Source organism: Microbacterium sp. W1-4-2 (genome assembly GCF_058349885.2).
Genome location: NZ_JBYRJC020000003.1, coordinates 103,502 through 127,358, shown reverse-complemented (window position 1 = coordinate 127,358; position 23,857 = coordinate 103,502). Strand labels below are relative to the sequence as shown.

At 69.7% G+C, this 23,857-nt stretch carries 23 protein-coding genes, 1 tRNA gene and 1 pseudogene; 13 read left to right on the top strand and 12 right to left on the bottom strand.

Annotation, left to right across the window (positions count from 1 at the left end; genetic code table 11):
- The first annotated feature begins 216 nt into the window (after window positions 1-216).
- Window positions 217-1,407, top strand: coding sequence for a sensor histidine kinase (locus tag AC3RX0_RS13210; protein WP_491506459.1), 1,191 nt, complete (start codon window positions 217-219; stop codon window positions 1,405-1,407).
- Entirely contained in the window at window positions 1,404-2,087 is a 684-nt protein-coding gene (locus AC3RX0_RS13205) for a response regulator (protein ID WP_491506458.1), read from the top strand. The genes AC3RX0_RS13210 and AC3RX0_RS13205 overlap by 4 nt, the downstream gene beginning before the upstream one ends.
- 25 nt (window positions 2,088-2,112) lie before the next feature.
- On the opposite strand, the gene AC3RX0_RS13200 is transcribed toward AC3RX0_RS13205, so the two are convergent.
- A complete protein-coding gene (locus AC3RX0_RS13200) occupies window positions 2,113-2,637 on the bottom strand; it encodes a DNA modification methylase (RefSeq protein ID WP_491506457.1) in 525 nt (174 codons plus the stop codon).
- Between the two features lie 149 nt (window positions 2,638-2,786).
- Here AC3RX0_RS13200 and AC3RX0_RS13195 point away from each other — a divergent pair, with 149 nt between their 5' ends.
- From AC3RX0_RS13195 to AC3RX0_RS13165, 7 genes and pseudogenes are all read left to right on the top strand, one after another.
- Entirely contained in the window at window positions 2,787-3,269 is a 483-nt protein-coding gene (locus tag AC3RX0_RS13195; RefSeq protein ID WP_491506456.1) for a CarD family transcriptional regulator, read from the top strand.
- An 11-nt stretch (window positions 3,270-3,280) separates the two neighbouring features.
- A pseudogene (ispF, locus tag AC3RX0_RS13190) lies at window positions 3,281-3,751 on the top strand (2-C-methyl-D-erythritol 2,4-cyclodiphosphate synthase); the annotation flags it as partial.
- Between the two features lie 104 nt (window positions 3,752-3,855).
- The gene (locus tag AC3RX0_RS13185; RefSeq protein ID WP_491506455.1) at window positions 3,856-5,043 is read left to right on the top strand and encodes an NAD(P)/FAD-dependent oxidoreductase; all 1,188 of its coding nucleotides are present in this window, start codon (window positions 3,856-3,858) and stop codon (window positions 5,041-5,043) included.
- 8 nt (window positions 5,044-5,051) lie between these two features.
- Window positions 5,052-5,945: an RNA polymerase sigma-70 factor gene (locus AC3RX0_RS13180; RefSeq protein WP_491506454.1), complete on the top strand. Its 894-nt coding sequence runs from the start codon at window positions 5,052-5,054 to the stop codon at window positions 5,943-5,945.
- Between the two features lie 43 nt (window positions 5,946-5,988).
- Window positions 5,989-7,404, top strand: a complete 1,416-nt coding sequence (cysS, locus tag AC3RX0_RS13175; protein ID WP_491506453.1) for a cysteine--tRNA ligase — start codon at window positions 5,989-5,991, stop codon at window positions 7,402-7,404.
- Window positions 7,397-8,389 (top strand): 23S rRNA (guanosine(2251)-2'-O)-methyltransferase RlmB, encoded by a 993-nt coding sequence (gene rlmB / locus AC3RX0_RS13170; protein WP_491506452.1) that lies wholly within the window; start codon window positions 7,397-7,399, stop codon window positions 8,387-8,389. Before cysS ends, rlmB begins: the two co-directional genes overlap by 8 nt.
- A gap of 86 nt (window positions 8,390-8,475) precedes the next feature.
- Window positions 8,476-9,117 (top strand): NAD(P)-dependent oxidoreductase, encoded by a 642-nt coding sequence (locus tag AC3RX0_RS13165; RefSeq protein WP_491506451.1) that lies wholly within the window; start codon window positions 8,476-8,478, stop codon window positions 9,115-9,117.
- A 35-nt stretch (window positions 9,118-9,152) separates the two neighbouring features.
- On the opposite strand, the gene AC3RX0_RS13160 is transcribed toward AC3RX0_RS13165, so the two are convergent.
- Both AC3RX0_RS13160 and AC3RX0_RS13155 read right to left on the bottom strand, forming a co-directional pair.
- Window positions 9,153-10,463 (bottom strand): DUF4032 domain-containing protein, encoded by a 1,311-nt coding sequence (locus AC3RX0_RS13160; protein ID WP_491506450.1) that lies wholly within the window; start codon window positions 10,461-10,463, stop codon window positions 9,153-9,155.
- A 98-nt stretch (window positions 10,464-10,561) separates the two neighbouring features.
- Window positions 10,562-11,665 (bottom strand): ABC transporter ATP-binding protein, encoded by a 1,104-nt coding sequence (locus tag AC3RX0_RS13155; protein WP_491506449.1) that lies wholly within the window; start codon window positions 11,663-11,665, stop codon window positions 10,562-10,564.
- 214 nt (window positions 11,666-11,879) lie between these two features.
- Between AC3RX0_RS13155 and AC3RX0_RS13150 the strand changes: the two genes are divergently transcribed.
- Window positions 11,880-12,875: a thioredoxin domain-containing protein gene (locus AC3RX0_RS13150; protein WP_491506448.1), complete on the top strand. Its 996-nt coding sequence runs from the start codon at window positions 11,880-11,882 to the stop codon at window positions 12,873-12,875.
- A 27-nt stretch (window positions 12,876-12,902) separates the two neighbouring features.
- Window positions 12,903-12,975 (top strand) — tRNA-Thr (locus tag AC3RX0_RS13145).
- A 1,052-nt stretch (window positions 12,976-14,027) separates the two neighbouring features.
- On the opposite strand, the gene AC3RX0_RS13140 is transcribed toward AC3RX0_RS13145, so the two are convergent.
- Window positions 14,028-14,375, bottom strand: a complete 348-nt coding sequence (locus AC3RX0_RS13140) for a GntR family transcriptional regulator (RefSeq protein ID WP_491506447.1) — start codon at window positions 14,373-14,375, stop codon at window positions 14,028-14,030.
- Window positions 14,372-15,157, bottom strand: a complete 786-nt coding sequence (locus AC3RX0_RS13135; RefSeq protein ID WP_491506446.1) for a hypothetical protein — start codon at window positions 15,155-15,157, stop codon at window positions 14,372-14,374. The genes AC3RX0_RS13140 and AC3RX0_RS13135 overlap by 4 nt, the downstream gene beginning before the upstream one ends.
- A 384-nt stretch (window positions 15,158-15,541) precedes the next feature.
- Between AC3RX0_RS13135 and AC3RX0_RS13130 the strand changes: the two genes are divergently transcribed.
- On the top strand, window positions 15,542-15,697 hold the full coding sequence (locus AC3RX0_RS13130) for a hypothetical protein (RefSeq protein ID WP_491506445.1): 156 nt from the start codon (window positions 15,542-15,544) through the stop codon (window positions 15,695-15,697).
- 501 nt (window positions 15,698-16,198) lie between these two features.
- Here the strand turns inward: AC3RX0_RS13130 and AC3RX0_RS13125 are convergent.
- The 5 genes from AC3RX0_RS13125 to AC3RX0_RS13105 form a co-directional block, all read right to left on the bottom strand.
- On the bottom strand, window positions 16,199-16,855 hold the full coding sequence (locus AC3RX0_RS13125; protein ID WP_491506444.1) for a hypothetical protein: 657 nt from the start codon (window positions 16,853-16,855) through the stop codon (window positions 16,199-16,201).
- A gap of 215 nt (window positions 16,856-17,070) precedes the next feature.
- On the bottom strand, window positions 17,071-17,577 hold the full coding sequence (locus AC3RX0_RS13120) for a hypothetical protein (RefSeq protein WP_491506443.1): 507 nt from the start codon (window positions 17,575-17,577) through the stop codon (window positions 17,071-17,073).
- Between the two features lie 442 nt (window positions 17,578-18,019).
- The gene (locus tag AC3RX0_RS13115) at window positions 18,020-18,898 is read right to left on the bottom strand and encodes an ABC transporter permease (RefSeq protein ID WP_491506442.1); all 879 of its coding nucleotides are present in this window, start codon (window positions 18,896-18,898) and stop codon (window positions 18,020-18,022) included.
- Window positions 18,885-19,826: an ABC transporter ATP-binding protein gene (locus AC3RX0_RS13110; RefSeq protein ID WP_491506441.1), complete on the bottom strand. Its 942-nt coding sequence runs from the start codon at window positions 19,824-19,826 to the stop codon at window positions 18,885-18,887. Before AC3RX0_RS13110 ends, AC3RX0_RS13115 begins: the two co-directional genes overlap by 14 nt.
- Entirely contained in the window at window positions 19,823-20,929 is a 1,107-nt protein-coding gene (locus AC3RX0_RS13105) for a LolA family protein (RefSeq protein ID WP_491506440.1), read from the bottom strand. The genes AC3RX0_RS13110 and AC3RX0_RS13105 overlap by 4 nt, the downstream gene beginning before the upstream one ends.
- A gap of 154 nt (window positions 20,930-21,083) precedes the next feature.
- Here AC3RX0_RS13105 and AC3RX0_RS13100 point away from each other — a divergent pair, with 154 nt between their 5' ends.
- Window positions 21,084-21,527, top strand: coding sequence for a hypothetical protein (locus AC3RX0_RS13100; protein ID WP_491506439.1), 444 nt, complete (start codon window positions 21,084-21,086; stop codon window positions 21,525-21,527).
- A gap of 21 nt (window positions 21,528-21,548) precedes the next feature.
- Here the strand turns inward: AC3RX0_RS13100 and AC3RX0_RS13095 are convergent, their stop codons facing one another.
- Both AC3RX0_RS13095 and AC3RX0_RS13090 read right to left on the bottom strand, forming a co-directional pair.
- On the bottom strand, window positions 21,549-22,766 hold the full coding sequence (locus AC3RX0_RS13095; protein WP_491506438.1) for an SCO family protein: 1,218 nt from the start codon (window positions 22,764-22,766) through the stop codon (window positions 21,549-21,551).
- Window positions 22,766-23,629, bottom strand: coding sequence for a cytochrome c biogenesis CcdA family protein (locus tag AC3RX0_RS13090; RefSeq protein WP_491506437.1), 864 nt, complete (start codon window positions 23,627-23,629; stop codon window positions 22,766-22,768). The genes AC3RX0_RS13095 and AC3RX0_RS13090 overlap by 1 nt, the downstream gene beginning before the upstream one ends.
- Between the last annotated feature and the right edge of the window lie 228 nt (window positions 23,630-23,857).

Below are 23,857 nucleotides of genomic sequence, written 5' to 3'. Positions count from 1 at the left end.
ATGGCACCGTTTCTTCGGATCGGGGTTCCTCGGAGCGGGGTCGTCGGAACGGGATGACTCGGGTCGCGGGACACGTACAGTGGCGCGTCCACGACGAAGCGATCTTCGCCATCGAAGGTTAACGGATGGTGCTGCCCGGGTGAACACTGCGCGGCGCATGTCCTCGGAGCACGGATCCGGTGAGGCCGCCGATGGCGCGCACTCTACGCTGTTCACATGGACACACCGCAGCTGGCGCTGCTCGCGCTGCTCATCGGGGTGATCCTGGGCGGCTCGATCGCCCTGGTGGTGGGGGCCGCGTACCGCGCCCGCGACCGCGCCATGGTGCACGCGTCGGAAGAAGTGCCCGACGGCGCCCGCGATGTGCTGGCGGGTCTGGACGATCCCGCGGTGATCGTCGATCCGTCGGGCACGGTGGTCGCGGCATCCATTCCCGCCGACGCATATGGACTCACCGAGGGAGTCACCCTACCGGCCGAGGAGCTCGCGCTGCTGGCGCGGGCGGCCCGCGCGGGCACCGCCTCGGCGCCCGTGACCATGCGCCTGCGGCGCCGGCCCGCCGAGCAGCGCGTCGTGTCGGTGCGCGTGCGGGCGATCACGCAGCGACTCGTGCTGATGGTGCTGCGCGACGTGACCGAGCAGGAGCGTGTCGAGCAGATGCGCCGCGACTTCGTGGCCAACACGAGCCACGAGCTGAAGACGCCGGTGGGCGCCGTCGGCCTGCTGGCCGAAGCCGTCGAGTCGGCCGCCGACGATCCCGAGCAGGTGCGCACGTTCGCCCGGCGGCTGCAGGCCGAAGCCACGCGGCTGGGCACCCTGACCACCCGCATCATGAGCCTGTCGCGGCTGCAGGCCGAGGAGCCGGCCGCGATGCGCGACATCGCCGTCGACGAGCTCGTCGTCTCGGCCCTCGAAGCCCATGCCACGCAGGCCGACTCCGCCGGCGTCGAGCTGCGGCGCGGCGGCGAGCGGGGCGCGCACGTGCACGGCGATGTGCAGGTGCTCGGCGAAGCCGTGGGCAACCTCGTCGCCAACGCGATCGCCTATTCGCCGCGCGGCTCGCACGTCGGCATCGGCGTACGCAGCCAGGACGGCGTGGTCGAGATCTCTGTCGCCGACCAGGGCATCGGGATCGCCGAGACCGATCAGGAGCGCATTTTCGAGCGCTTCTATCGCGCCGATCAGGCGCGGTCGCGCCGCACCGGCGGCACGGGACTGGGCCTGTCGATCGTCAAGCACGCCGTGCAGCGGCACGGCGGCGAGGTGCGGCTGTGGTCGCGCCCCGGCCAGGGCTCGACCTTCACGATCCGCCTGCCCCTGGCCGTGCCGTCCCCATCGGATGAGACCGGCAAGGGCCGCAAGAAGAAGCGCAAGAAGAAGGCCACACGGAAGGACACCCCCGCATGACCCGCGTCTTGATCGTCGAGGACGAACCGGACCTGGCCGACCCGCTGGCCTATCTGCTGCGCCGCGAGGGATTCGACGTCGACATCGCCGAGGACGGCCCCACCGCGCTGGAGAAGTTCCATGCCGTCGGCGCCGACATCGTCCTGCTCGACCTCATGCTGCCGGGCATGCCGGGCACCGAGGTGTGCCGGCAGATCCGCACCACCAGCGCGGTGCCGGTCATCATGCTCACCGCCAAGGACAGCGAGGTCGACATCGTCGTGGGGCTCGAGCTCGGAGCCGACGACTACATCACCAAGCCCTACTCGACGCGGGAGCTGCTCGCGCGCATGCGCGCCGTGCTGCGGCGGACGTCCGCTGCCGACGACGACCTCGACGAGCGGGTGCTCCGCGGGGGTCGGGTGACCCTCGACATCGACCGGCACACCGTCACGGTCGACGGCGAAGAGATCAGCATGCCGCTGAAGGAATTCGAGCTGCTCGAGGTGCTCATGCGCAACGAGGGCCGCGTGCTCACGCGTGGGCAGCTGATCGATCGCGTGTGGGGCAGCGACTACTTCGGCGACACCAAGACGCTCGACGTGCACATCAAGCGTATTCGGTCTCGGATCGAGGCGAACCCCAAGGATCCCGTGATGCTGGTGACGATCCGCGGACTCGGCTACCGCTTCGAGGGGTAGCCGGCCGGGCCCGGGGAACGGTCTGTCAGGACGCGGGTGTCGCGCTCGGCGTCGCGCTGGGCGTCGGCGCCGGCGCGGGCACGTAGCTGCTCAGGTACTGGTCGTCGCCGCCGAGGACCGGCACGTTCGCGATCGCGCCGTTCACGCTGCCGGACTGGAAGTAGACCTTCACGGTCGCGCCGGGCTTCACGTCGAGGCCGTCGAGGCGGATCGGGTCGATGTTCTCGCCGAGGCTCGACACCGCGTCGGCGGGCACCTGCACCTGGTGCGTGGTCTTGGCGGCGCCCTCGCCGACCTGGATGGTGAGGGTCTGCGCGTCGGCGGTCATGTTGACCACGCCCGCGATCAGGTTGCCGGTCGTCCCGTCGGGGGTGGCCACCACGAGGGCGTTGCGCACCTGGAGCGGCGCGCCGGGCACGTTCGCGACGTTGATGCCGTCACCGGGCGAATAGGGGATCGTCGTACCCTGAGGGGCGATCATGGAGCAGCCGGTGGCTCCGAGGATGACGGCGGCGCAGACGGCCACGGACGCGATCAGGCGCGATTTCACGGTTCCTCCCACAGGCAGACGATGTGCCCTTGCAGTCTAATGTGCACCGAGCCGATCCGTGTGACTGCCCCACCCCGGGGGCCGTGCTTGGCGAACCTTAGTACATACCGGCTGTGGTATCCTTGAGGTTGCCGAAAGGATATAACTGCATGCTTTTTGAGGTTGGCGAAACGGTCGTTTATCCCCACCACGGTGCGGCGACGATCGCTGAAGTTAAGACCCGCGTCATCAAGGGCGAAGAAAAGGTCTATCTCAAGCTCCGCGTCACCCAAGGCGACCTTGTGATCGAGGTGCCCGCAGACAACGTCGACCTGGTCGGCGTCCGCGACGTCATCGGCAAAGAGGGCCTTGAGCGGGTGTTCGAGGTGCTGCGCGCACCCTTCACCGAAGAGCCCACGAACTGGTCGCGCCGGTACAAGGCGAACCTGGAGAAGCTCGCGTCGGGTGACGTCATCAAGGTGAGCGAGGTCGTGCGCGACCTGTGGCGCCGTGACCAGGACCGCGGGCTGTCGGCGGGTGAGAAGCGGATGCTGGCCAAGGCCCGGCAGATCCTCATCTCCGAGCTTGCCCTGGCCGAGAAGACCGATGAGGAGCAGGCCAGCGGTCTTCTCGACGAGGTCCTCGCGTCCTGAACCGTCAGCCGCTGCCGCGTGTCGGCGTGGGCACCGACGTGCACCGCTTCGGCGGCGACGGCACGCTGTGGCTGGCCGGTCTGGAATGGTCGGGCGAGCAGGGGCTCGTCGGGCATTCCGACGGGGATGCCGCGGCCCACGCGATCGTGGACGCGCTGCTGTCGGCATCCGGTCTCGGCGACATCGGAACGCACTTCGGCACAGCGCACTCCGAATACGCGGGGGCGCACGCCGAAGTGTTCCTGCGCCGCACGCACGCGCTCGTGCGCGACGCGGGGTTCGAGATCGGCAACGTCGCGGTGCAGCTGCAGGCGCAGCGCCCGCGGTTCGCGCCGCGGCGTGCCGAGGCCGAAGCCGTGCTGTCGGCCGCCCTCGGCGGTGCGCCGGTGACCGTCTCGGCCACCACGACCGACGGTCTCGGTTTCACCGGCCGTGGCGAAGGGGTCGCCGCGCACGCGGTGGCGCTCGTCATCCCGGTCTGACCGGCGCTCGTCAGCACTGCCTGTCATCGGCACTGCCTGTCATCAGCACTGTCACATCCACCGCCCGGGCGGCGTCGTATGTGCACAGGAGCTGAGGAGGCACCGTGGACAAGCCAGTGGTCGTCGTCGTCATCGGCGGAGGGTATGCGGGAGTCATGGCGGCGAACCGTCTGACACGGGACGACCGGGTCGCGGTGACCCTGGTCAACCCGCGGCCCGTGTTCGTGGAGCGCATCCGTCTGCACCAGCGCGTGGGCGGCTCGCACGACGCCGTCGACGATTTCCGTGACGTTCTGGCGGATCGGGTCCGCCTGGTGGTGGGCACCGCCGAGCGGATCGATGCGGACGGGCGTCGTGTGATGCTCGAAGACGGCACCGCCCTGGACTACGACCACCTGGTGTACGCGGTGGGCAGCAGCACGCGCAGTCCTGATGTTCCGGGCGCTGCCGAGTTCGCGTTGCCGATCTCGAGCCTGGACCAGGCCGACCGCCTGCGCGATGTGCTCAGGCGTGCGCCCGACGCACGGGTCGTCGTGGTGGGCGGCGGCCTGAGCGGCGTCGAGACCGCGGCCGAACTGGGCGAAGCCGGTCGCGCGGTCCGGTTGGTCGCCGGCGGTGCGCTCGCTCCCAGTGTGCGCCCGGGCACCCGCCGGTTCATCGCGCGGCGTCTGCAGAAGCTGGGCGTGGCCGTCTGGGCCGGGCCCGGCGCCCGCGTCGCCCGGGTGACAGCGGACGGCGTGCGGCTGACCGACGGCCGCACCGTGGCGGGCGAGATCGTCGTGTGGGCCGCGGGGTTCGCCGTGCCGCAGCTGGCGGCCGACAGTGGGCTGTCCACCGACGCCGTGGGGCGCCTGCGCACCGACGAGACGCTCACGAGCGTCGATGACGAGCGGATCGTGGCGGCCGGTGACGCCATGGTCGCCTCGGGCCTGCCCCGCCGGATGAGCTGCCAGCTCGCCGAGCCCCTGGGCGCGAGCGCGGCCGAGACCGTGCTCGCCCGCATCCACGGCGCAGAGCCGCGTCAGGTCTCGCCCGGCTTCGCCGGGCAATGCGTGAGCCTCGGACGGTCCGCCGGGGTGTTCCAGGTCGCCCACGCCGACGACACGGTCGCTCCGATGCGCCTCAGCGGCTGGTCCGGCGCGAGAATCAAGGAGACGATCTGCCGGGGCACGGTCACGACCCTCGCGCGCGAGGCGCGCAGGCCCGGATCGACGCACTGGGCGATCCGCGACCGCGCCCGCGGACGGCGCGTGGGGCACAGCCCCGCCGCAGCGATCGAGACGGTGCGTTAGGAGGACCGATGAGTGCATCCGCCTCGGACCCCGCGACCCGCGCGTTCGTCACCCACCGCAATCTGCTCTTCACGATTGCCTACGAGATGCTCGGATCGGCCGCCGACGCCGAGGACGTGCTGCAGGAGACCTGGCTGCGCTGGTCGGAGGTCGAGCTGGCGCAGGTGCGCGACCGGCGGGCATACCTCGTGCGGATCGCGTCACGGCTCGCGCTCACGCGTCTGCGCACGCTCGGGCGGCGGAAAGAGACCTACGTCGGCACCTGGCTGCCGGAGCCGGTGCTCACGACCGCGGATGTCGCAGAACACGCCGAACTGGCCGAGAGCGTGTCGATGGCGATGATGGTCGTGCTCGAGACGCTGTCTCCGCTGGAGCGGGCCGTCTTCATCCTGCGCGAGGTGTTCGACGTGGGATTCGGCGAGCTCGCCGAGATCTTCGACAAGAACCCGGCCGCGGTGCGCCAGATCGCGCACCGCGCCCGGCAGCGGGTCGCCGAGCGGCGCCCGCGCGAGCGGGTGCCGGCTGCCGAGGTGCGGTCGATCATGGCGTCGTTCCAGCACGCGGTCGACACCGGTGACATCGAGTCGCTCGTGGGCGTGCTCGATCCCGACATCGTGCTGCTCACGGACGGCGGAGGTGTGCGGCGTGCGGCGCTGCGCCCGATCGTCGGTGCAGAGAAGGTCGTCCGCTGGCTGGCCGGGGTCGCGTACCGCGACGGCGAGCCGGCGGTCACGTCGGCTCTGGTCAACGGTCAGCCCGCCCTCGTGGTCTCGGTGGGCGACGAGGTCGACGGCATCCTGACGGCCCGGGTCGAGGCATCCCGCGTCACCGGCCTGTATTACGTGCGCAACCCGCACAAGCTGTCATACGTGGATGCCGCGGTTCCGCTCGCGCTGTCGTGACGCGCATCCTCGGCCGGCGCGTGCGCGCCGGTACGCTTGACGGGTGACTCTCCGCCTCTACGACACGCGCGCCCAGGCGCTGCGCGACTTCGTCCCGCTCGACCCGCGGAATGTCACGATCTACGTGTGCGGCCCCACCGTGCAGTCCGGGCCCCACATCGGGCATCTGCGCGGGGCGCTGAGCTTCGACATCCTGGCCCGCTGGCTGGAGCACCGCTTCACCGGTGTGACCCTCGTGCGCAACGTCACCGACATCGACGACAAGGTGCTGGCCAACGCGACCGAGTGCGAACCGTGGTGGGCGCTGGCGTACCGGATGGAGCGCGCCTTCACCGACGCGTACGCGGCGATCGGCATCCGTCCGCCGACGTACGAGCCGCGCGCGACCGGGCACATCCCGCAGATGATCGAGCTCATCGAGCGCCTGATCGAACGCGGGCGCGCGTATCCCGCCCCCGACGGATCGGGCGACGTCTACTTCGACGTGCGCTCTTGGCCCGAGTACGGCGGGCTCACCCACCAGAGCCTGGACGCCATGGAGCCGGCGACCGACGCCGACCCCCGGGCCAAGCGCAATCCGCACGACTTCGCACTGTGGAAGGGCGCGAAACCCGATGAGCCGCGGTCGGCGGTGTGGGCATCGCCGTGGGGCGACGGGCGCCCCGGCTGGCACATCGAGTGCTCGGCCATGTCGGAACGCTATCTGGGGTCCGAGTTCGACATCCACGGCGGCGGGCTCGACCTGCGCTTTCCGCACCACGAGAACGAGCTGGCCCAGTCGACGGCGGCCGGCGACGGTTTCGCCCGGTACTGGGTGCACAACGGACTGGTCACGGTCGACGGGCAGAAGATGTCGAAGTCGCTCGGCAACTTCGTGCTCGCCGACGACCTGCTGGCCGAGCGCGACCCGCTCGTCGTGCGATACGCCCTGGCCGCGGCGCACTACCGGTCGAGCCTCGACGTGTCGGGCAAGACCCTCGACGAGGCCGAGGCCGCGCTCGATCGCATCCACACGTTCCTCAAGCGCGTGCTGCGCTCGCGCGGCGAGAACGGCTGGTTCGTCTACGGGCCGTCGCTGCCCGAGGCGTTCGCCGCGGCGATGGACGACGATCTGGGCGTGCCGCAGGCGCTGGCCGTGCTGCACGAGACGGTGCGCACGGGCAACGCCGCGCTGGACGGCGGTGACCCGGATGCCGCGAAGGCGGCGTTCGACGCGGTGATCCTCATGACCGGGGTCCTGGGGATCAACCCGCTGGACCCTCGGTGGCAGCGCGGGGGAGCGGGGCCGGATGCCGCAGCCCTCGACGCACTCGTGCGGACCATGATCGACCAGCGCGCCGTCGCGCGCGCCGACAAGGACTGGGCGGCGGCCGACCGCATCCGCGACGCGATCGCGGCGGCCGGCATCGCCCTCGAAGACGGTCCCGACGGGACACATTGGAGCGTGCAGAATGACTAAGCCGGGACGCCCGGGAGCGGGCAAGAGCAAGAAGAAGGGACCCACCAAGGGCACCGGCGGCCACGGCCGCAAGTCGCTCGAGGGCAAGGGCCCGACGCCGAAGGCCGAGGACCGCAGCTGGCACGTCGCCGGCAAGCGCAAGGCCGCCCAGGAGCGGTACGTCGCCGCCGGCGGCAAGCCGAAGCCGAAGCAGCAGAACGTCAACCGTCAGGGCCGGTCGAAGCAGAACGACGACACCGAGACGGTCACCGGCCGCAACTCGGTGCTCGAGGCGCTGCGCGCGCGCATCCCCGCGACCGCGCTGTACATCGCGCAGCGCGTGGAGATGGACGACCGGGTGAAGGAGATGCTGTCGATCGCGACGCATCGCGAGATCCCGATGCTCGAGGTCACCCGCCCCGAGCTGGACCGCATGGCCGGTTTCGACGGCGTGCACCAGGGCGTCGCGCTGAAGGTGCCGCCGTATGAGTACGCGCACCCGCAGGACCTGCTCGAAGAGGTCTTCGCCGACGGCGGCACGCCGCTCTTGGTCGCCCTCGACGGCGTCACCGATCCGCGCAACCTCGGCGCGATCATCCGGTCGACCGCCGCGTTCGGCGGGCAGGGCGTCATCGTGCCGCAGCGCCGCTCGGCCGGAGTGAACTCCGCCGCGTGGAAGACGAGCGCGGGCGCGGCGGCCCGCGTGCCGGTGGCCCTGGCGGCCAACCTCACCGCCACGCTCAAGGAGTTCAAGAAGCAGGGTGTGTTCGTGCTCGGCCTGGACGGCGACGGCGACGTGTCGCTGCCCTCGCTCGAACTCGCCGACCGCCCGGTCGTGATCGTGTGCGGATCCGAGGGCAAGGGCCTGTCTCGCCTGGTCACCGAGACCTGTGACCAGATCGTGTCGATTCCGATCTCGCAGGCGACCGAGTCGCTGAACGCCGGCATCGCCACGTCGGTCGCGCTGTACCAGATCGCGACCATGCGCGCAGCGCAGACCGCGTGACGTCGCGGCCAGACGCCGGAATACCTCGGGCCGACGACGCGGTTGCACTTCTCGGACGCCGCGCCCGCGGCGCAGAGAGGAACGTCATGGCCCGCATCGTCGTCATCGGAGGCACCGGCTACGCCGGGAGCAACATCGTCGCAGAGGCCGTCGCACGCGGTCACGACGTCGTCTCGGTCGCGCGCAACGCACCCGAGGCGCCGATCGACGACGCCGCTTACGTCCAGGGATCGATCCTCGACCTCGACGGCATCGCCGACGCGCTCGACGGCGCCGACGTCGTCGTCTCGGCGGTCGCGCCGCGCGGCGACATGACCGACGAGGTGATCGGCGCGCTGCAGCAGTTGGCGACGCGCCTTTCCGGCACCTCCACGCGCCTGGGCGTCGTGGGCGGCGCGATGGGGAGCCTGTCGGCGCCCGGCGGGCCGCGCCTGTTCGACCTGGGCGTGCCCGAGCAGTACGCCCACGAGGCCAAGGTCGGCGTCGATTCGCTCGCCCTGCTCGAGGCATCCGGCGACGACCTCGACTGGTTCCTCGTGCACCCGCCGAAGGAGTTCGGCGCGTGGGTGCCGGGCGAGCGCACCGGCGCCTACCGCAGCGGCGGCGACGTGGTGGTCGAAGCCGCCGACGGCACCTCGTTCATCTCGGGCGCCGACTTCGCGATCGCGGTCGTCGACGAGGTCGAGAACCGCGCCCACCGCCGCGCCCGCTTCACCGTCGGGTACTGAGACCGCGTCCGCCTCTGCCGTCGCGGCGCGGCGAATCAGACCAGATCGCGCCAGTCCACGGCATCCTCGTCCCCGTCGTCGGGGGAGGATGCCGCCACCTGCGGAATCGGCACCGTGAACGTCGACGTGGTCGGGCCCATGAACGTGGCCTCGTCGCGGCGATGGCGCAGCACGTCGTCGATGTAGTCGGAGAGCACTTCGGCCAGCGGCACCGACGCGCCCCGCGCCTGGGACATGTACCAGCGGTGCTCGAGCACCTGGTGGAACACCTCGGCCGGCTCGAGCTTGGCGCGCAGCTCGAACGGGATGGCCCGCACGATCGGCTCGAACACCCGGGTGAGCCACTCGTGCGCGAGCATCTCTTCGTCCTCGTCGCCCCGACCGGTGCGCGCCCGGTACTCGTCGAGGTCGTTGAGCAGGCGCCGGGCCTGGTTCTCCTCGACGTCCAGCCCGGTCAGCCGCAGCAGACGCCGCTGGTGGTGTCCGGCGTCGACGACCTTGGGCTGGATCGAGACCCGCGCGCCGTCGGGCGTGGCCTGGATCGTCATCTCGTCGATGTCGAAGCCGAGCGCGTTCAGCCGCTGCACCCGCTCGGTGATGCGCCACGACTCGCGTGCCGAGAACGTCTCGGCATCGGTGAGGGTCGCCCACAGCGACCGGTACGACGAGATGATCCCGTCGGCGACCTCGACGGCGTCCATGCCGCCCTCGAGGCGCCCGCCGGCGGCGAGGTCCAAGATCTCGCCGGCGATGTTCGTGTGGGCGATGTCGAGGTCGTGCTCGCGCTGGCCGGCCGTCAACCCGCCCTCGTGCAGCTCGCCGGTCTCGGCGTCGACGAGATACGCGGCGAACGCGCCGGCGTCGCGGCGGAACAGCGCGTTCGACAGCGACACGTCGCCCCAGAAGAACCCCACGTTGTGCAGCCGCACCAGCAGCACGGCCAGCGCGTCGACGAGCCGCGAGGCGGTGTCGGGGCGCAGCACCTGGGTGAACAGGGCCCGGTAGGGGAGCGAGAACTTCAGGTGCGCGGTGACCAGGACCGCACGCAGCGGGTGACCCTCGGCATCCGCCCGCCCGCCGATCACCGCGACACGCTCGACGCACGGCACGTCCAGGCGCGCGAGGTTGCCGAGGATGTCGTACTCCCGGCGAGCCATCTCGTCGGTGGTCTCCTTCACCGCGATCACGCGGCCCGACAGGCTCGCGAACCGCACGAGGTGGCGCGAGATGCCCTTCGGCAGCGACACGATGTCGCGGCTCGTCCAATCCGCCAGCGGCGTCGCCCACGGCAGTGCGAGCAGCGCCGGGTCGATGGCGCTCGCGGTGATGGTCAGCGCGTCACCCATGGCATCCTTCCCCTCTCCGCCGGCGTCTTGCAGCGTGCGCCCCAGACGACGACGGCGCGGGTCCGGCAGACCGAACCCGCGCCGTCGTGCTGAGCCTCTTACGCCGAGGCGATCGCCTTGTCGGTGAGGCGCTCGCCGCTTTCGATGTCGAACACGTGCACGTGGTCCTGCACGGGGGTGAGCACGACGGTCTCGCCGGCGTTGGGGTGACGGCGCCCGTCCACGCGCGCGACGACGTCGGTGCGCTTGCCCTCGATCTCGGAGTGGCCGTACAGGTAGCCATCGGCACCGAGCTCTTCGACCAGGTCGACGGTCACCGACAGCCCCTGGCTGCCGGCAGAGCCGAGCTGGATGTCTTCGGGGCGCACGCCGATGGTGACGTTCGAGCCGTTGACCTTCGAGAGGGTGGACGCCTCGACCGGCACGATCGAGTTGCCGAAGCGCACGCCGCCGTCGGCGACGTCGACGGGGAACAGGTTCATGGCCGGCGAGCCGATGAAGCCCGCGACGAACACGTTGTTCGGCTGCTCGTACAGGTCGCGCGGCGTGCCGACCTGCTGCAGGACGCCGTCCTTGAGCACCGCGATGCGATCGCCCATGGTCAGCGCCTCGGTCTGGTCATGCGTGACGTACACGGTGGTGACGCCCAGGCGCCGCTGCAGCGACGCGATCTGGGTGCGGGTCTGCACGCGCAGCTTGGCGTCGAGGTTCGACAGCGGCTCGTCCATGAGGAACACCTGCGGCTGGCGCACGATCGCGCGGCCCATGGCGACACGCTGACGCTGACCGCCCGACAGGGCCTTCGGCTTGCGGCCGAGGTACTCCTCGAGGTCGAGCAGCTTCGCGGCCTCGAGCACGCGCGCGGCGCGCTCTTCCTTCTTCACGCCTGCGATCTTCAGGGCGAAGCCCATGTTCTCGGCGACCGTCATGTGGGGGTAGAGCGCGTAGTTCTGGAACACCATCGCGATGTCGCGGTCCTTCGGCGGGACGTCGGTGACGTCGCGGTCGCCGATGAGGATGCGGCCCGAGTTGACCTCTTCGAGGCCGGCCAGCATGCGCAGCGTGGTGGACTTTCCGCAACCGGACGGGCCGACCAGGACCAGGAACTCGCCGTCGGCGACCTCGAGGTTGATCTTGTCGACGGCCGGGCGGGTGCCGCCCGGGTAGACACGGGTTGCGTTGTCGAAGGTGACGGACGCCATCGATTCTTCTCCTTCACCGGCAGGTACGTGCCGGACGATCCGTAGTGAATGGAAGCGGACCTCGCGACCCGCGCGCCCCTCATCGGGCGCATGCTCAGTATGCCAGACGTTGCTCTGTGGGTTTTTCTCAGGGTGCCTCGTTAGCATCGGATGGTCCGCGGGACCCACGCGGCGCACCGGGGAAAGCCCGGTGAGAGGTCTGTCAAGAGGTGCGATGTCGAACGACGAGCCATCGAACGTTCCCGAGCCGAACGGCCGGCGCGAAGCGGTGCGCGAGAAGGCGCAGCAGGTGCAGGCGCAGCAGAAGCGAGCGCGTGCACTGCGGCGCACGCTGCTGACCGTCGGCGCCGTGGCGGTTGTGGGCCTCGCGGCCGGCGGGGTCGCCATGGCCCTGACGTCGCAGACCAACCGTCCTGACCTGTCGCCGTCGAACGTCGTCGACGACGGCTTCGCCGTGACCAGCGTCAACGGCGTCGCCGGGGACCCTGCCGCCCCGTCGGTGGACGCCACGCCGACGCCGACCCCTTCGGGGTCGCCCACACCGGCCGGCAAGAGCGCCACCCCGACGCCCGCGCCGAGCGCGACGACGGCGGGCGCGGTCGACATCCGCATCTACGTCGACTACTACGCTCCGGGCGCCAAGCAGTTCCAGATCGCCAACGCGCAGCAGCTCACACGCTGGGTGAGCCAGGATGCCGCGACCCTGAGCTATTACCCCGTCGCGATCCTCTCGGCCAAGTCGAACGGCACCAAGTACTCGCTGCGTGCCGCCAGCGCCGCGGCGTGCGTCGCCACGCATTCGTCGGACGCGTTCTACGCCTACAACAACGCGCTGCTGAACAAGCAGCCCGACCAGGGCGGCGACGGCTTCACCGACGCTCAGCTGGCCGACCTCGCCATCGCGTCGGGCGCGCAGGACCCGAAGGTCGTGCGCGACTGCATCGAGAACGAGGACTACGTCTCGTGGGTGAAGGATGCCACGGAACGGGCCGTCGAGTCGATTCCCGACACCAAGGGCGTCGCCCTCACCGGCACCCCGATGATCATCGTCAACGGCGTGCCGTACGCCGGCGCCCTGGACGACCCGAAGGAGTTCGCGCAGTTCGTGCTGACGCTCTCCAGCGACGCCTACTACCGCACCGAGTCGCCGACCCCCACGGCCACACCGCCGGCATCCTCGCCCGCACCGTCGTCGACGACGGGCAAGTGACCGCGTCCCCGGTAGACTGATCAGTCTGCCGGCTTGGCGCAATTGGTAGCGCACCGTACTTGTAATACGGGGGTTGCAGGTTCGAGTCCTGTAGCCGGCACCGTGTCGTCGATTGCCTGACCGTTGAGGGCGCGGCGGCGCAGGCTCACGCCAACCTGGGAGATTCGCATCCAGAAGTGCCTGACGGTGCGGCGTCATCCAACACTGCCTGCTCAGCGCCGCGGAGCGTTGCACGCCGATCCACGGGCCAGAGCCGTGGCTGCCGCGTGGGACAACGCCGCTCGCTCGGAACTCTGCAACGGCGTCGCCCAGGTACTGGCCAAGGACCTCGACATCCAGGGTGGAGAGATCCAGGTGTGCAGCATTGCAAGGACAGGGGATCCCGTCCCAAGGAGATGACTCGCCGCGCCTCCTGCGTCGCGCCTGCCGCGCCGATATGGAGATGCCCGTGAACGTGTAGCCGGGGTCGTGCCGCTCGCCACACACGTTCGACTTGCGCCCGAGACCTGGCGGAGTACGCGAGCGCCTCCGGTGGGAAGTGGTGAGGACTCGCCGCCGGCAGATCACGAGCCTCAGAGACCGGCGTTGACTCCGGCGTTTCATGCGTGATCATCATGTCGGCGGGGCCGGTGGCAATCGCTAGGCACGGATCAATCGATGACGGCGGACCGTGCCACCGGGTGAGCATACCGTTCACCTTCGATTCCGACTGCGTGCACGCAATGATCGAGTCCCCGGGCGTGGATCTCTTCGTCGCCCGCGACGCGGGACGGTTCGTCGGCGTCTTCGCACGCTGGATCTCACCTCTCGCCCGTCGCGTGAGCCGGCACTGACGCTCTATGAGTCCGTAGCTTTTGAGCGTCGGTCAACAAACGTTCTGAGGTACGTGCCCGTGCCGCAATGAGTATCGGGCGTCGGCATCCGGGGAGTCGAATACGGAGGAAGCGGATAACGTGATTCCGCGTCAGATATCTGCCTCAGGCAGAGACGGAACAGTAGCGCGGAACCAGCGTTACTCGAACACGAGTTCGACGTCCGCACAGCAACCCATGCATCGGCGGAACATTCAACCGGCAGTTCGGTCGCCACGTCGCTGATGTCCTGCGTGGTCGGCAACGCGTTGGAGTCGTGGTGCTCGAAGTATGCGCACCGTCACCACATCGCACGCAGGACGCGCACGGCGTCTTCGACGTCGAGGCCCTCTGCGCGCGCGGCCTGTGTGAGTAAGCGTGCGGCTTCGGCCACACGCTTCGATACGGCGGACGCTGAGCTGCTCACGCGTGTGCCGGCGCCGATCCGCGTGGCGACCTGCCCCTCCTCCTCGAGGCGCCGGTAGACCTTGGCGATCGTGCCAGGCGCCACCCCCAGGTCCGACGCCAGTTGTCGCACCGACGGTAACCGCTCGTCGGCAGCAAGCTGACCCGTGCTGATCATGCCCTGTAGCTGGTCATATACCTGCTCGGCGGGTGTTCCGCCGTCGGGTGTGATCGTGATTTTCATCGGGCCAACAACACCTGCCCGCGCCGTGCCGGAATCGCGGTGAATACCACTGTCAGCCACAGCGCAAACGCCGCCACGAACGCGATCAGACCGCCCCAGTGCAGAGCCGGGCCCAGCGCGGCGAGCGGCGATCCCCATGAAATCGTGCCCAACTCGCCGGCGTCGAACGACCCGCGCAGGCCCGCCGGCGCAGCAAGCGAGCTGAGGATGTACCCGAGGTGGAACACGATCGCACCCGTCGCAACCCGACCGATATTGCCGCATCGGAGTCGGCGCACCGCGAGGTCGTGTGCGTGGTCGTCCGACCATGCCGGCCGTGCCACCAGCATCCACCCCGCCCACGTCACGACCAACAGGACAGCGAGCACGACCATCGCCGGGATCGAGAAGTACCAGCCATAGATCCTCGTGGCAACGGCACTGGGACCAAGGTCGACCCAGAACCGCACGTAGCGGCCATCTTCATCAGAAAGGGACGCTGTGCCCGCCGCGATCGAGACCGCCACGACGACTGCAGCTATGACGAGCACCGTGACGATCCAGCCCCGCGGCACGAACGAAAGCACTGTGCGCCGGACGACCTCTGCCGTTCCGCTGCGGCGTCCGTGCGCGATCGGGAAGCCGAGGATCGCGACCCCGACGATGCCCCACACGAGAGGCAGGATCCACAGCACGCGCTGCCCTGCGACGTCGTACCCGATCCCCCCGGCCGGCCACCAGCTTCGTGTGGTCTCGAGGGCGAGGGTCAGGAGAGTCGGTAGCGCCCCGCTGACGACGGTCAATGCGAGCAGCCACCCGACAGCCTCGGTGAATGCCGCATCGCGGTGAGACGAAGCACTGCCGCGGTGACGGCTCCTAGGAGCACGGGCACGAGCGCGACGAGCCAGATAATCCACATGAGCCCCTCCGGTGTATCACTCAACTGATACGCAATGTATCGGTCATAAAGTACATTTGGAGGCGCCGAGGCGAGGTTGGACATCATCGGGTTCCATCTGACACCGCGTGAATTTCCAGGGTGAGCACGCATGTGAGAACCATGTTCATACCACGGGTGAGCTTTACACGGGAGCACTCTTGTGTGAAGCGGCTACTCGCGAAGAGCCGTCGAGAGGCACAATTGATTCCACTACTCGCGGGCGATCTCATCCCGGAGAATCGGCATCATGACCGTCGTCTATGCCTCCTGCGTGAATGGCGCGACCGAGTGCAATGACGCTATCGGTGTCTCGGTCGTGGGCTGGCCGGTGCGGGTCGCGTTGGCAGTTGCATCGATTCTCATCGTCGTTGTCTACTTCGCGGCGAAGCGACGGAGGCGCTGAACGTCACGCATGCTGAGCGATACGCTTGCGTTCGATCACGGAACTGAGTATTCGTCCCCGAACGCGCCGGTGCGCGCATGCGGATCGAGGCGGGGACGAAGGCTCAGCTAGCAGCGTGTGCGTACGAAGCGTCTCTTCGCGCGCAATCCGCACCTCGCGGCCAGCGAACGGATCACCGATCGTGCCCGCCGGCCCGACGAGTGTCACCCACCCAAACGCCGAGCCGAGGGAATCGGTCTCGAGCACCATCGTGTCAGACGGGTCCGTAATCGCTGAACCGGACAACTTCGATACCTTCGCGCCCAAGTAACATCTCGAGGAGACTGTGGTCGTCCTCTGGCACGTCGTCGCGATCTAGCAGCACGCGGAGTTGGCGTACTGGTTTGCACACGGTCTCCCAGGCCTTGTCTGGGTGATGCACCACGAGCCGACCGTCCCACGTAGTTCCACTCTTGCGCACGACCCCGGCCTCGAACGCGCCGGATCATCGGGCCCTGTTATTCATGTGGGTTCCGATCGGGTCCGCCCGGAGGAGGCGAGCCTATTTGCTGGGAGCGCGCGCGTGACTGCCTCGCCGGTGGCGGGTTGCTCCGCCACGGCCACCGGTACAGAGTGTGCTCTCGGGTCTTCTCCCATGACGCGGGCCTCCCCGGAAGGAGCCGTCGCCGGCGGGCTCGCCATCACGCCGGGTGGCCAGGTGCTGGGAATACCGCCATCTGGCGTCGCAGGGATGACGCCCTGCCCGGGCGTCAATGACCACCAGACATCACTGTCGGGGTTCGAGAACAGGAACACGATCGATAGGTCGTATGCCATGGCGGCTTCGAAGGGGTCACCTTCGAGATATGGCTCCTGCCCTGGGCAGCCGTCTGGCACCGACACGACGCGTATGGTGTCACCACCCGAGCCCTTCGCCCACTGCTCGACCTGTACGGTCCATGCATTGACCTCCATGTCGTTGAATCTGCCCGTGCCATCACGTTGCGTCACGTGTCCGATCACCACAGCACTGGCCGCTTTCACGGCGTCCGCGGGTGTGTCGAAAGATGGCCAGCTCGGGCATCCTTCCGAATGGTCGAGCGGCCACCCAGAGCAGCCGACCAGGCTCAGAGCGCTTGTGAGGAGCAACCCCGCGACGAATCCGAGCGATTTTCGCATGGTCGAAGCATTCCCAGTCTTCGCGGAACTACGCCTGATCGTTACCGCACCGATACGTGCCACGCGCCCAAGACGGTCGCGAGGATTCGAAATGTCGATGATGCTGGGCGGTCAGCCACAGGGCCGGGATGCCGCGCCGCGGCACGACATGCGGCCTCGACGTCTTCGGGACATGTCGCCGCCGTGCCCGGCCGGCGCGCGATGAGGGACCGCCTTCAGCAGTGTGACTTGAACGTGTAGGTGGTTGTGCTCTCTGCCTGGGAGTCGTGCCCGTTCGCCTTGTAGAAGATTCTCATCGACTGGGCCGACCCGACTGAAGCGGACGACTCAAGAACCACCAGAACCGTGTAGTCGGTGCCCTTGCTCAGCGCAGCGCCGTGTGCTGTTTTACGCGCATCCCACATCTCGGCGAAGTCCTTCTCGACCTCCGGAAGCGGAAGCGCACCGATGGTCGACGCCCCGTGCGCCAGCTCGATGACCACTGCGGGTTGGGACTGGCGCAAGCTGTCGGCTCTTGTGAGTTCGACCCTGTCGATCACGATGTCCGCACCAGGCGTTACCACCTCGCCAATGACATGGGGCTGGTTCGGTGCCGTGCTCACACAGAGCGCGCCGGGATCTCCGCCGAGGGACAGCGGGTTGGCGGCGGACGATCCGCTGCATCCGCAGAGCGCGCTGCTGACCGCAACTGCGATCAGGATGCTAAGCGCTACGTGTCTCACCGCCCTGCTTTCGTCTCATGAGCCGCGCGAGTCGTCGCTCGTCTTACCCCCTGCCTCAATGGGTGGTCGGAGCATATCGGCCGTGGTCGTTCTGATGCAACGATGGAATCGCGGGTAGGAGACGGGACCCGACCGCATCTGGAAACGCACGGTCACCCCGATCTCGGCATGGTCCGGCAGTTGACTCCGTAATACGGGGTTGCAGGTTCGAGTCCTGTAGCCGGCACAACGCGTGGTCCATGGTCGGGTGCAGGTCCCGGTCGGGTATATGCTGTCGACGGATCGGTGAGGATCCCCTCGTCACGACACGAATCTCCCGGTCTCATTGGGGAAGTTGGCGGGCACCGCCGCACGACCCGCGCGCTGTCGCTCGGCCACGCGCGGCGGTGTCCGCTGCTCTCGCTCTCAGCGGCCGGGGCTCTGCGTCCGCGCGTCGGGCGCGTCAGGTCAGGATGTCCTTCGTCGTGAACCGGGTGATCGCGAACGCCCCGAAGATCACGGCGTACGCGATCTGCAGCACCGCGTTCTGGCCGAACGAGTCGAACAGGATCGGGCTGCGCAGCAGATCTGCGAAGCCCAGCCAGTAGTGCGTCGGCAGGTACGCGTGGATCGCGTCGAACTGCGGCAGCTGGTCGAGCACCTGCGAGACGCCGGCGATGACGACGGTCGCCGCCATCGCCCCGACCGGCATCGACGTCAGCGTCGAGATGAACAGGCCGATCGCGCACAGCCCGAGCAGCGACAGCGCGGCGTAGCCGGCCAGCAGCAGCACCCGGCCGAACGCGTCGGCGAGGCTCACCGTCGTCCCCGACAGCAGGGTGACCGGGCCGATCGGGAACAGCACCGCCCCGGTGATCGTGCCGCCGATCGCGATCGCCAGAACGGACGCGGCGATGAACGCACAGCAGGAGAAGAGCTTCACGGCGAGCAGCCGCACACGCCCGATCGGGGCGATCAGCAGGTAGCGCAGGGTCCCGAGGTTCGCCTCGCCGGCGATCGCATCGCCCGAGACGACCGAGACCACGAGCGGCAGGAACAGCGGGATCGACACGGTCAGGGCCGTGAAGATCACGAACACGCCGTTGTCGGTGATCTCGCCGAGGAAGGCGGGGCCGCGCCCGCCGGAGCCCGCCCTCGTGAGCTTGACGGCGATGCCGATCAGCACCGGGACGAGCGCCAGCGCGACGAGCATCACGATCGTGCGGCGCCGCCGGAACAGGGTCGCAAGCTCCGACCCGACCAGGGCGAACGGGCGACCTGCGGCGCGTGTCGGTGCACGGCCTGCCGGACGGTGCGGAATGGATGCCTCAGCCTGCGACATCGAATCCCTCCCCGGTCAGCTCCACGAAGCGCTCCTCCAGCGTGGCTCCGGTCAGGGCGATGCCGCGCACCCGCACGTCCTCGCGCACCAGCGCGGCGGTGACCGCCTCGATCGGCACGCCGTCGCCGAGCGCGGCATCCAGCTCGTCGGTCCCCACCCGCTGCACGGCGAGGCCCAGGCGCCGCATCGCGGCGGCCGCGGCATCCACATCCGGAGTGCGCACGTGCACCCGGGGCGCCGACACGGCGCGCAGCTCGTCGAGTGTGCCGCTGGTGACCAGACGCCCCGCGCGCATGACCGCGACGTGCGTGCACACCTGCTCGATCTCGCCGAGCAGATGGCTCGACAGGAACACCGTCGTGCCGTCGTCGGCGAGTGAGCGGATCAGCGAACGCACCTCGCGGGTGCCCTGCGGGTCGAGGCCGTTGGTCGGCTCGTCCAGGACGAGCAGATCACGGGGACCGAGCAGCGCGGCCGCCAGTCCCAGCCGCTGCTTCATGCCCAGGGAGTACGCGCCCGCGCGCTTGTTCGCGGCCGCCGTGAGACCCACCCGGTCGATCGCCTCGCGCACGCGGGAACGGCGCGTGGCCGACGCGGACCGCGGGTTCGCGGCGTCGAAGCGTGAAAGGTTGGCCGCGCCGGTGAGGAACGGGGCGAACGCGGGTCCTTCCACGAGCGCACCGACACGCGGCAGCACGGACGACAGCGCCTGGGGGAGCGACCCGCCCAGGACGTGGATGTCGCCGGAGCTGGGCGCGGCGAGGCCCAGCAGCATGCGGATCGTGGTGGTCTTGCCCGAGCCGTTCGGACCGAGGAACCCGAACACCGACCCGTGCGGCACATCGAGGTCGAGACCGTCGACGGCGGGCCGACCGCGGAACCGTTTCGTCAGCCCGCGGGTGACGATCGCGGCGTCGGCGGGACTCACTTCGCGGCGGACAGCAGAGCGGAAGAGGGGACGGCACCGGCGAACACCGTGCCGTCGCCGCGCAGGTAGACCGTGATCAGCGAGGTCTGCAGCATCCTGCCCCCGGCGACCGGCCGGGTCAGCTCGTCCAGCAGCGCGGCGTCGCCGCCGAGCGCCGCCATGGCGCCGTGCGCGGGCACCTCGATCACCGAGGTCCAGCCGCTGCCGAGCACCGTCGGCCTCGGCAGCGACGCCTTCGGGCCGCGCTGATGATCGGCGTTGCCCTTGTGCTGCCCGTTGCCTTTGTGCGCCCCGTTGCCCTTGTGCTCACCCGGTGCGGGCACGGTGTGGTCGGTGACCGTGGTGCCCTTCGGCGGTGTGAACGAGAACACGTCGGCGGCGGGCTTGGTGAAATCGATCGACGAGAACGCGACTTCGATGGCGGGCGTCGACTGACCGCGTGCGTCGACGCGGGCGGCCAGCGGCACGCCGGTCTGCGCGTCGACCGTGATCACCGCATCGGCCACCAGTGTCGCGGACGTCTTCGGCGCCAGCCGCAACTCGTACACGCCGCGACCGAGATCGGTGGAGGTCGAGACCGACACCGACGTCGTCGGGGTGATCGCCGCGATCAGCCGGTCGGCGGCGTCGGCAGGCGTGGTCGGCATGGGCTTCGCGTTCGCGCCGGCGCCGATCGTGTACCGCGTCGCGGTGCGCTTGTGCGCGTCGTAGGTCCACACCGTCGAACCGTTGTGGACGACGTCGCGCTCGCTGAGCGTGTCGAGCACCTGGACGCGCTGACGCGAGGGGCCGTCGACGTAGACCTGCGCGGAGTGCGACCCGGTGATCAGGTCGAGCAGGCTCGCGGCGCTCGATCCGCCGGGAGCGGCAGAAGACATCGAACTCGGCAGCTGCGGAAGGCCGAGGTCGGACGACTGCTGGACGGTGCCGGAGTAGTGCGCGTCGTGGCTGGTCGCGATCAGGTCGAGGACCTGTGCGGCGGTCTTCTGCGGCGGCGGCGATGCCGCGTTCGCGATCGCCGGAACGACCACGGCGCCGGCGGCCACCACCACCGGTGCGACGATGGCGGGAATCCAACGGCGAGTGAACCTGACCGTGCCCATACGGCCGAGTCTAAGCACGCCATGCGTGGGGTGGGCTGAGTGTTCCCTCCCGGTTGCGTCTGCACGTCGAAGATGCCGTGCGGGTGCTGCGCGCGATGTGCTGAAGGCAGGGTCCGCGCGTGATCGCGCGGCGGGCAGTGGCAGGCTGGGGGCCATGACCTCCTCGCGGCCGCGCACCCCCTACGGACGACTCATCCACGAAGTCACCGAGACCGTCGCGATCCCGCACACCTACACGCTGCTCATCTGGTGCACGACCATGGTGACGGTGGAGCATCACGGACTTCCGGACGTGCTGTCGGTCATGCTGATGCTCGCCGGGGCGTGCGGCGCGTACGTCGTGGTGGGCCGGATCGCCCACCACCGGCACGGCAACCGTCCGGCGGTGGAGCGCCGCGTGATCGCCCACCCCTATCTGGTCGCGACCGGCAACCTCGCGACGCTGTTCCTGGCGACCGGGGTGTGCTGGCTCGTGTCGGCCGTGCCGCTGGTGCCGCTCGCCTGGCTGCTCACCGGTATCGCCGGGACGACGACCTTCCTCGTCGGGGTGGCCGTGCAGGCATATGTCGTCGCACGCGCCGTCACCGTCGAGGAATGACCGACGTACGTCGGCACCCGGTCACGGATGCGCGCCGGGCAGCGATGCGTCCAGGCCGTGGAGCACGTAGTCGAGCTCGTCCGCGGTGAACAGTCCGGGATGCCGCAGCAGCACCTTCCCGGTCGGTGACAGCACGATCGTGTAGGGCAGTTCGCTGACGCGGAAGCGAGCGGCCTGCAGCCCCCGCGGATCGCGCAGGGTGGGAAGGGCCAGATGTGCGCGTGCGGTCGCGGCGCGCCCCGCGGCGGCGTCGTCGCCGACGTCGACCCCGAGGAAGGCGACGGCATCGCCGACGCGGCGCGCCTCTGCCTGGTCGCCCTGCAGCTGAACGGCGCAGGCCGCGCACGTCGACGACCAGAAGTCGACGACCGCGTATCGTCCCCGCGCGTCGGCGCTGCTGAGCTGCGCGGTGCCTGCGAGGGCCGGGCCGGTCACCGCGGCCGGGGTGTCGCCGATGCCCGTGCCGCCCGCGATGGCGCCGGCCAGATTCGCGCCCGCGACATCGCCGCGCTGCGAGGTGGGCAGCGCGTCGTCGGCGAGTGTCGCGAGCCCGTGCGCGAACGGTGCGGTGTCGGCGGATTCGGTGCCGAACGCGGCCTGCTCGACGATCCGCCCCTTCGGCCCGATGACGAAGATCTGGCTGCCGTGCGAGACCGTGCGGGTGGCCGGATCGCGCTCGATCGGCACACCGTACGCGCGGGCGGCGGCCGCCAGCTGTGCGGACGTGCCGGTCAGGTACTCCCAGTTCGGCAGCGCGTCCAGTCCGTGTTGCTGCGACCACGCCTTCACATCGGACGGCTTCGGGTAATACGGGTTCGCGTTGATCGAGACGAACGCGATCCTCGCCCGGGCCGGGGCCGAGAGGTCGTGGTCGGCGGCGACGATGTCCGACGCGAGCATCGCGCACAGGTCGGTGCATTTGTCGTCGTTGAAGGTGAGCACGACCACTTTTCCGCTCAGCGCCGACGAATCGACGACGTGCCCGTCCTGGTCCGTGAGCCGGTACGGCGGGGCCGCGACGGGTGCGCTGGCGACGGGTGCGACCCCGAGAAGGTCGGCGGTCGCCTGGTTCATCCCCGCCGGCAGCGCGTCCGCCGCCGGCGGCGGCGCGGCGCCGCCAATGCCCCCGACGCCCACGACGATGAGCGCGGCGACCACCACGAGCAGCGCCGCAGACGAGACCCACAGCACCCAGGTCCGCTCCCAGGGGCGCTGCGGCTGCTTCTGCTCGCGCGGCATCAGGTGTCCTCTCGTCGATGGCTGTGGGGGGATGCCGGGGCCACGACGGTGCGGCCCCGGCGGGCCGCCGCGACCAGCACGACGAGCACGGTCAGCGCGAGGCCTGCGCCGATCGGCAGCCACGCGTCCTCGATCGCCGTCACGAGGAGCGCCTGGACGGTGTCGAGAGCACGCGTGACGGGTGCGACGAGGTCCGGGCCGCCGATCTGGCCGATCCAGTACCCCACGAGATACGCGCCGATCGCGATGCATACGGCTCCGGCGATACGCGGCATTGCCGCCGCGAACCGGCGCAGGCGGCCGACCGAGAGCGAGCCGGTGAAGGACACGATCAGGGCGAGCACCGTCGCGAGCAGTCCCATGCCCAACCCGTACGCGACCACCACGGCGGCGGTGATCACGCCCGATCCCGTCGCCAGCGCGCCGCTGATCGCCGCGACGAAGACGGGCAGCGAGCAGCTGAGCGAGCCCACCGCATACGCCACGCCGAATCCGGCCATCGGCACGAAGCCGGGGCCGCCCCGGAAACCCGGTGCCGCGTGCAGCGAGACGGAGCGGCCGCCCACCGCCAGGGCGCCCAGACCGATGATCGCGACCGCGACGACGATCATCAGCCATGGGGCGACCGACAGCATGACGGCATGGAGCGAGCCCGCGAGGACCGCGGCGGCCGAGAACACCGTCATGAACCCGGCCGTGAGCGCGAGTCCGGCGCGCACGCCCGCGCCGACGCGCGCGACCCCGCGGGTACGGCCGCCGTCCACGAAAGCGGCGAGATAGACGGGAAGCAGCGGGAATCCGCAGGGATTGAGCAGCGCGACCATGCCGAGCACGAACGCGAAGGCGACGGTGCCTCCGGTCATCGCCGCACCCCGGTCTTCTGCGCCTCACGCGTGCGCCGCGGCGCACGGCCGGCAGTCCGCCGGTCGCCGAACGCGGGGTCGTGCAGCGGTCGCATCGGCGACATGATAATCCGGCTCCTTATGTCCGATGACGACTGTGCCCGATGACGACTGTGCCCGATGGCAAGGCCGTCCTGGCGCGCAGGCGTTGACCGTCGTCCGCGTCGCGAGTAGACAGAGACGGGGAAG

What these genes read in the sequence shown, in the direction of transcription:
- AC3RX0_RS13210 (WP_491506459.1), top strand. Translation starts at nt 217, where the DNA reads ATGGACACACCGCAGCTGGCGCTGCTCGCGCTGCTCATCGGGGTGATC.
- AC3RX0_RS13160 (WP_491506450.1), bottom strand. Translation starts at nt 10,463, where the DNA reads ATGGGTGACGCGCTGACCATCACCGCGAGCGCCATCGACCCGGCGCTG.
- AC3RX0_RS13150 (WP_491506448.1), top strand. Translation starts at nt 11,880, where the DNA reads ATGTCGAACGACGAGCCATCGAACGTTCCCGAGCCGAACGGCCGGCGC.
- AC3RX0_RS13100 (WP_491506439.1), top strand. Translation starts at nt 21,084, where the DNA reads ATGACCTCCTCGCGGCCGCGCACCCCCTACGGACGACTCATCCACGAA.
- AC3RX0_RS13130 (WP_491506445.1), top strand. Translation starts at nt 15,542, where the DNA reads ATGACCGTCGTCTATGCCTCCTGCGTGAATGGCGCGACCGAGTGCAAT.
- AC3RX0_RS13195 (WP_491506456.1), top strand. Translation starts at nt 2,787, where the DNA reads ATGCTTTTTGAGGTTGGCGAAACGGTCGTTTATCCCCACCACGGTGCG.
- AC3RX0_RS13155 (WP_491506449.1), bottom strand. Translation starts at nt 11,665, where the DNA reads ATGGCGTCCGTCACCTTCGACAACGCAACCCGTGTCTACCCGGGCGGC.
- AC3RX0_RS13165 (WP_491506451.1), top strand. Translation starts at nt 8,476, where the DNA reads ATGGCCCGCATCGTCGTCATCGGAGGCACCGGCTACGCCGGGAGCAAC.
- AC3RX0_RS13115 (WP_491506442.1), bottom strand. Translation starts at nt 18,898, where the DNA reads ATGTCGCAGGCTGAGGCATCCATTCCGCACCGTCCGGCAGGCCGTGCA.
- AC3RX0_RS13095 (WP_491506438.1), bottom strand. Translation starts at nt 22,766, where the DNA reads ATGCCGCGCGAGCAGAAGCAGCCGCAGCGCCCCTGGGAGCGGACCTGG.
- AC3RX0_RS13140 (WP_491506447.1), bottom strand. Translation starts at nt 14,375, where the DNA reads ATGAAAATCACGATCACACCCGACGGCGGAACACCCGCCGAGCAGGTA.
- AC3RX0_RS13105 (WP_491506440.1), bottom strand. Translation starts at nt 20,929, where the DNA reads ATGGGCACGGTCAGGTTCACTCGCCGTTGGATTCCCGCCATCGTCGCA.
- AC3RX0_RS13180 (WP_491506454.1), top strand. Translation starts at nt 5,052, where the DNA reads ATGAGTGCATCCGCCTCGGACCCCGCGACCCGCGCGTTCGTCACCCAC.
- AC3RX0_RS13205 (WP_491506458.1), top strand. Translation starts at nt 1,404, where the DNA reads ATGACCCGCGTCTTGATCGTCGAGGACGAACCGGACCTGGCCGACCCG.
- rlmB (WP_491506452.1), top strand. Translation starts at nt 7,397, where the DNA reads ATGACTAAGCCGGGACGCCCGGGAGCGGGCAAGAGCAAGAAGAAGGGA.
- AC3RX0_RS13090 (WP_491506437.1), bottom strand. Translation starts at nt 23,629, where the DNA reads ATGACCGGAGGCACCGTCGCCTTCGCGTTCGTGCTCGGCATGGTCGCG.
- AC3RX0_RS13125 (WP_491506444.1), bottom strand. Translation starts at nt 16,855, where the DNA reads ATGCGAAAATCGCTCGGATTCGTCGCGGGGTTGCTCCTCACAAGCGCT.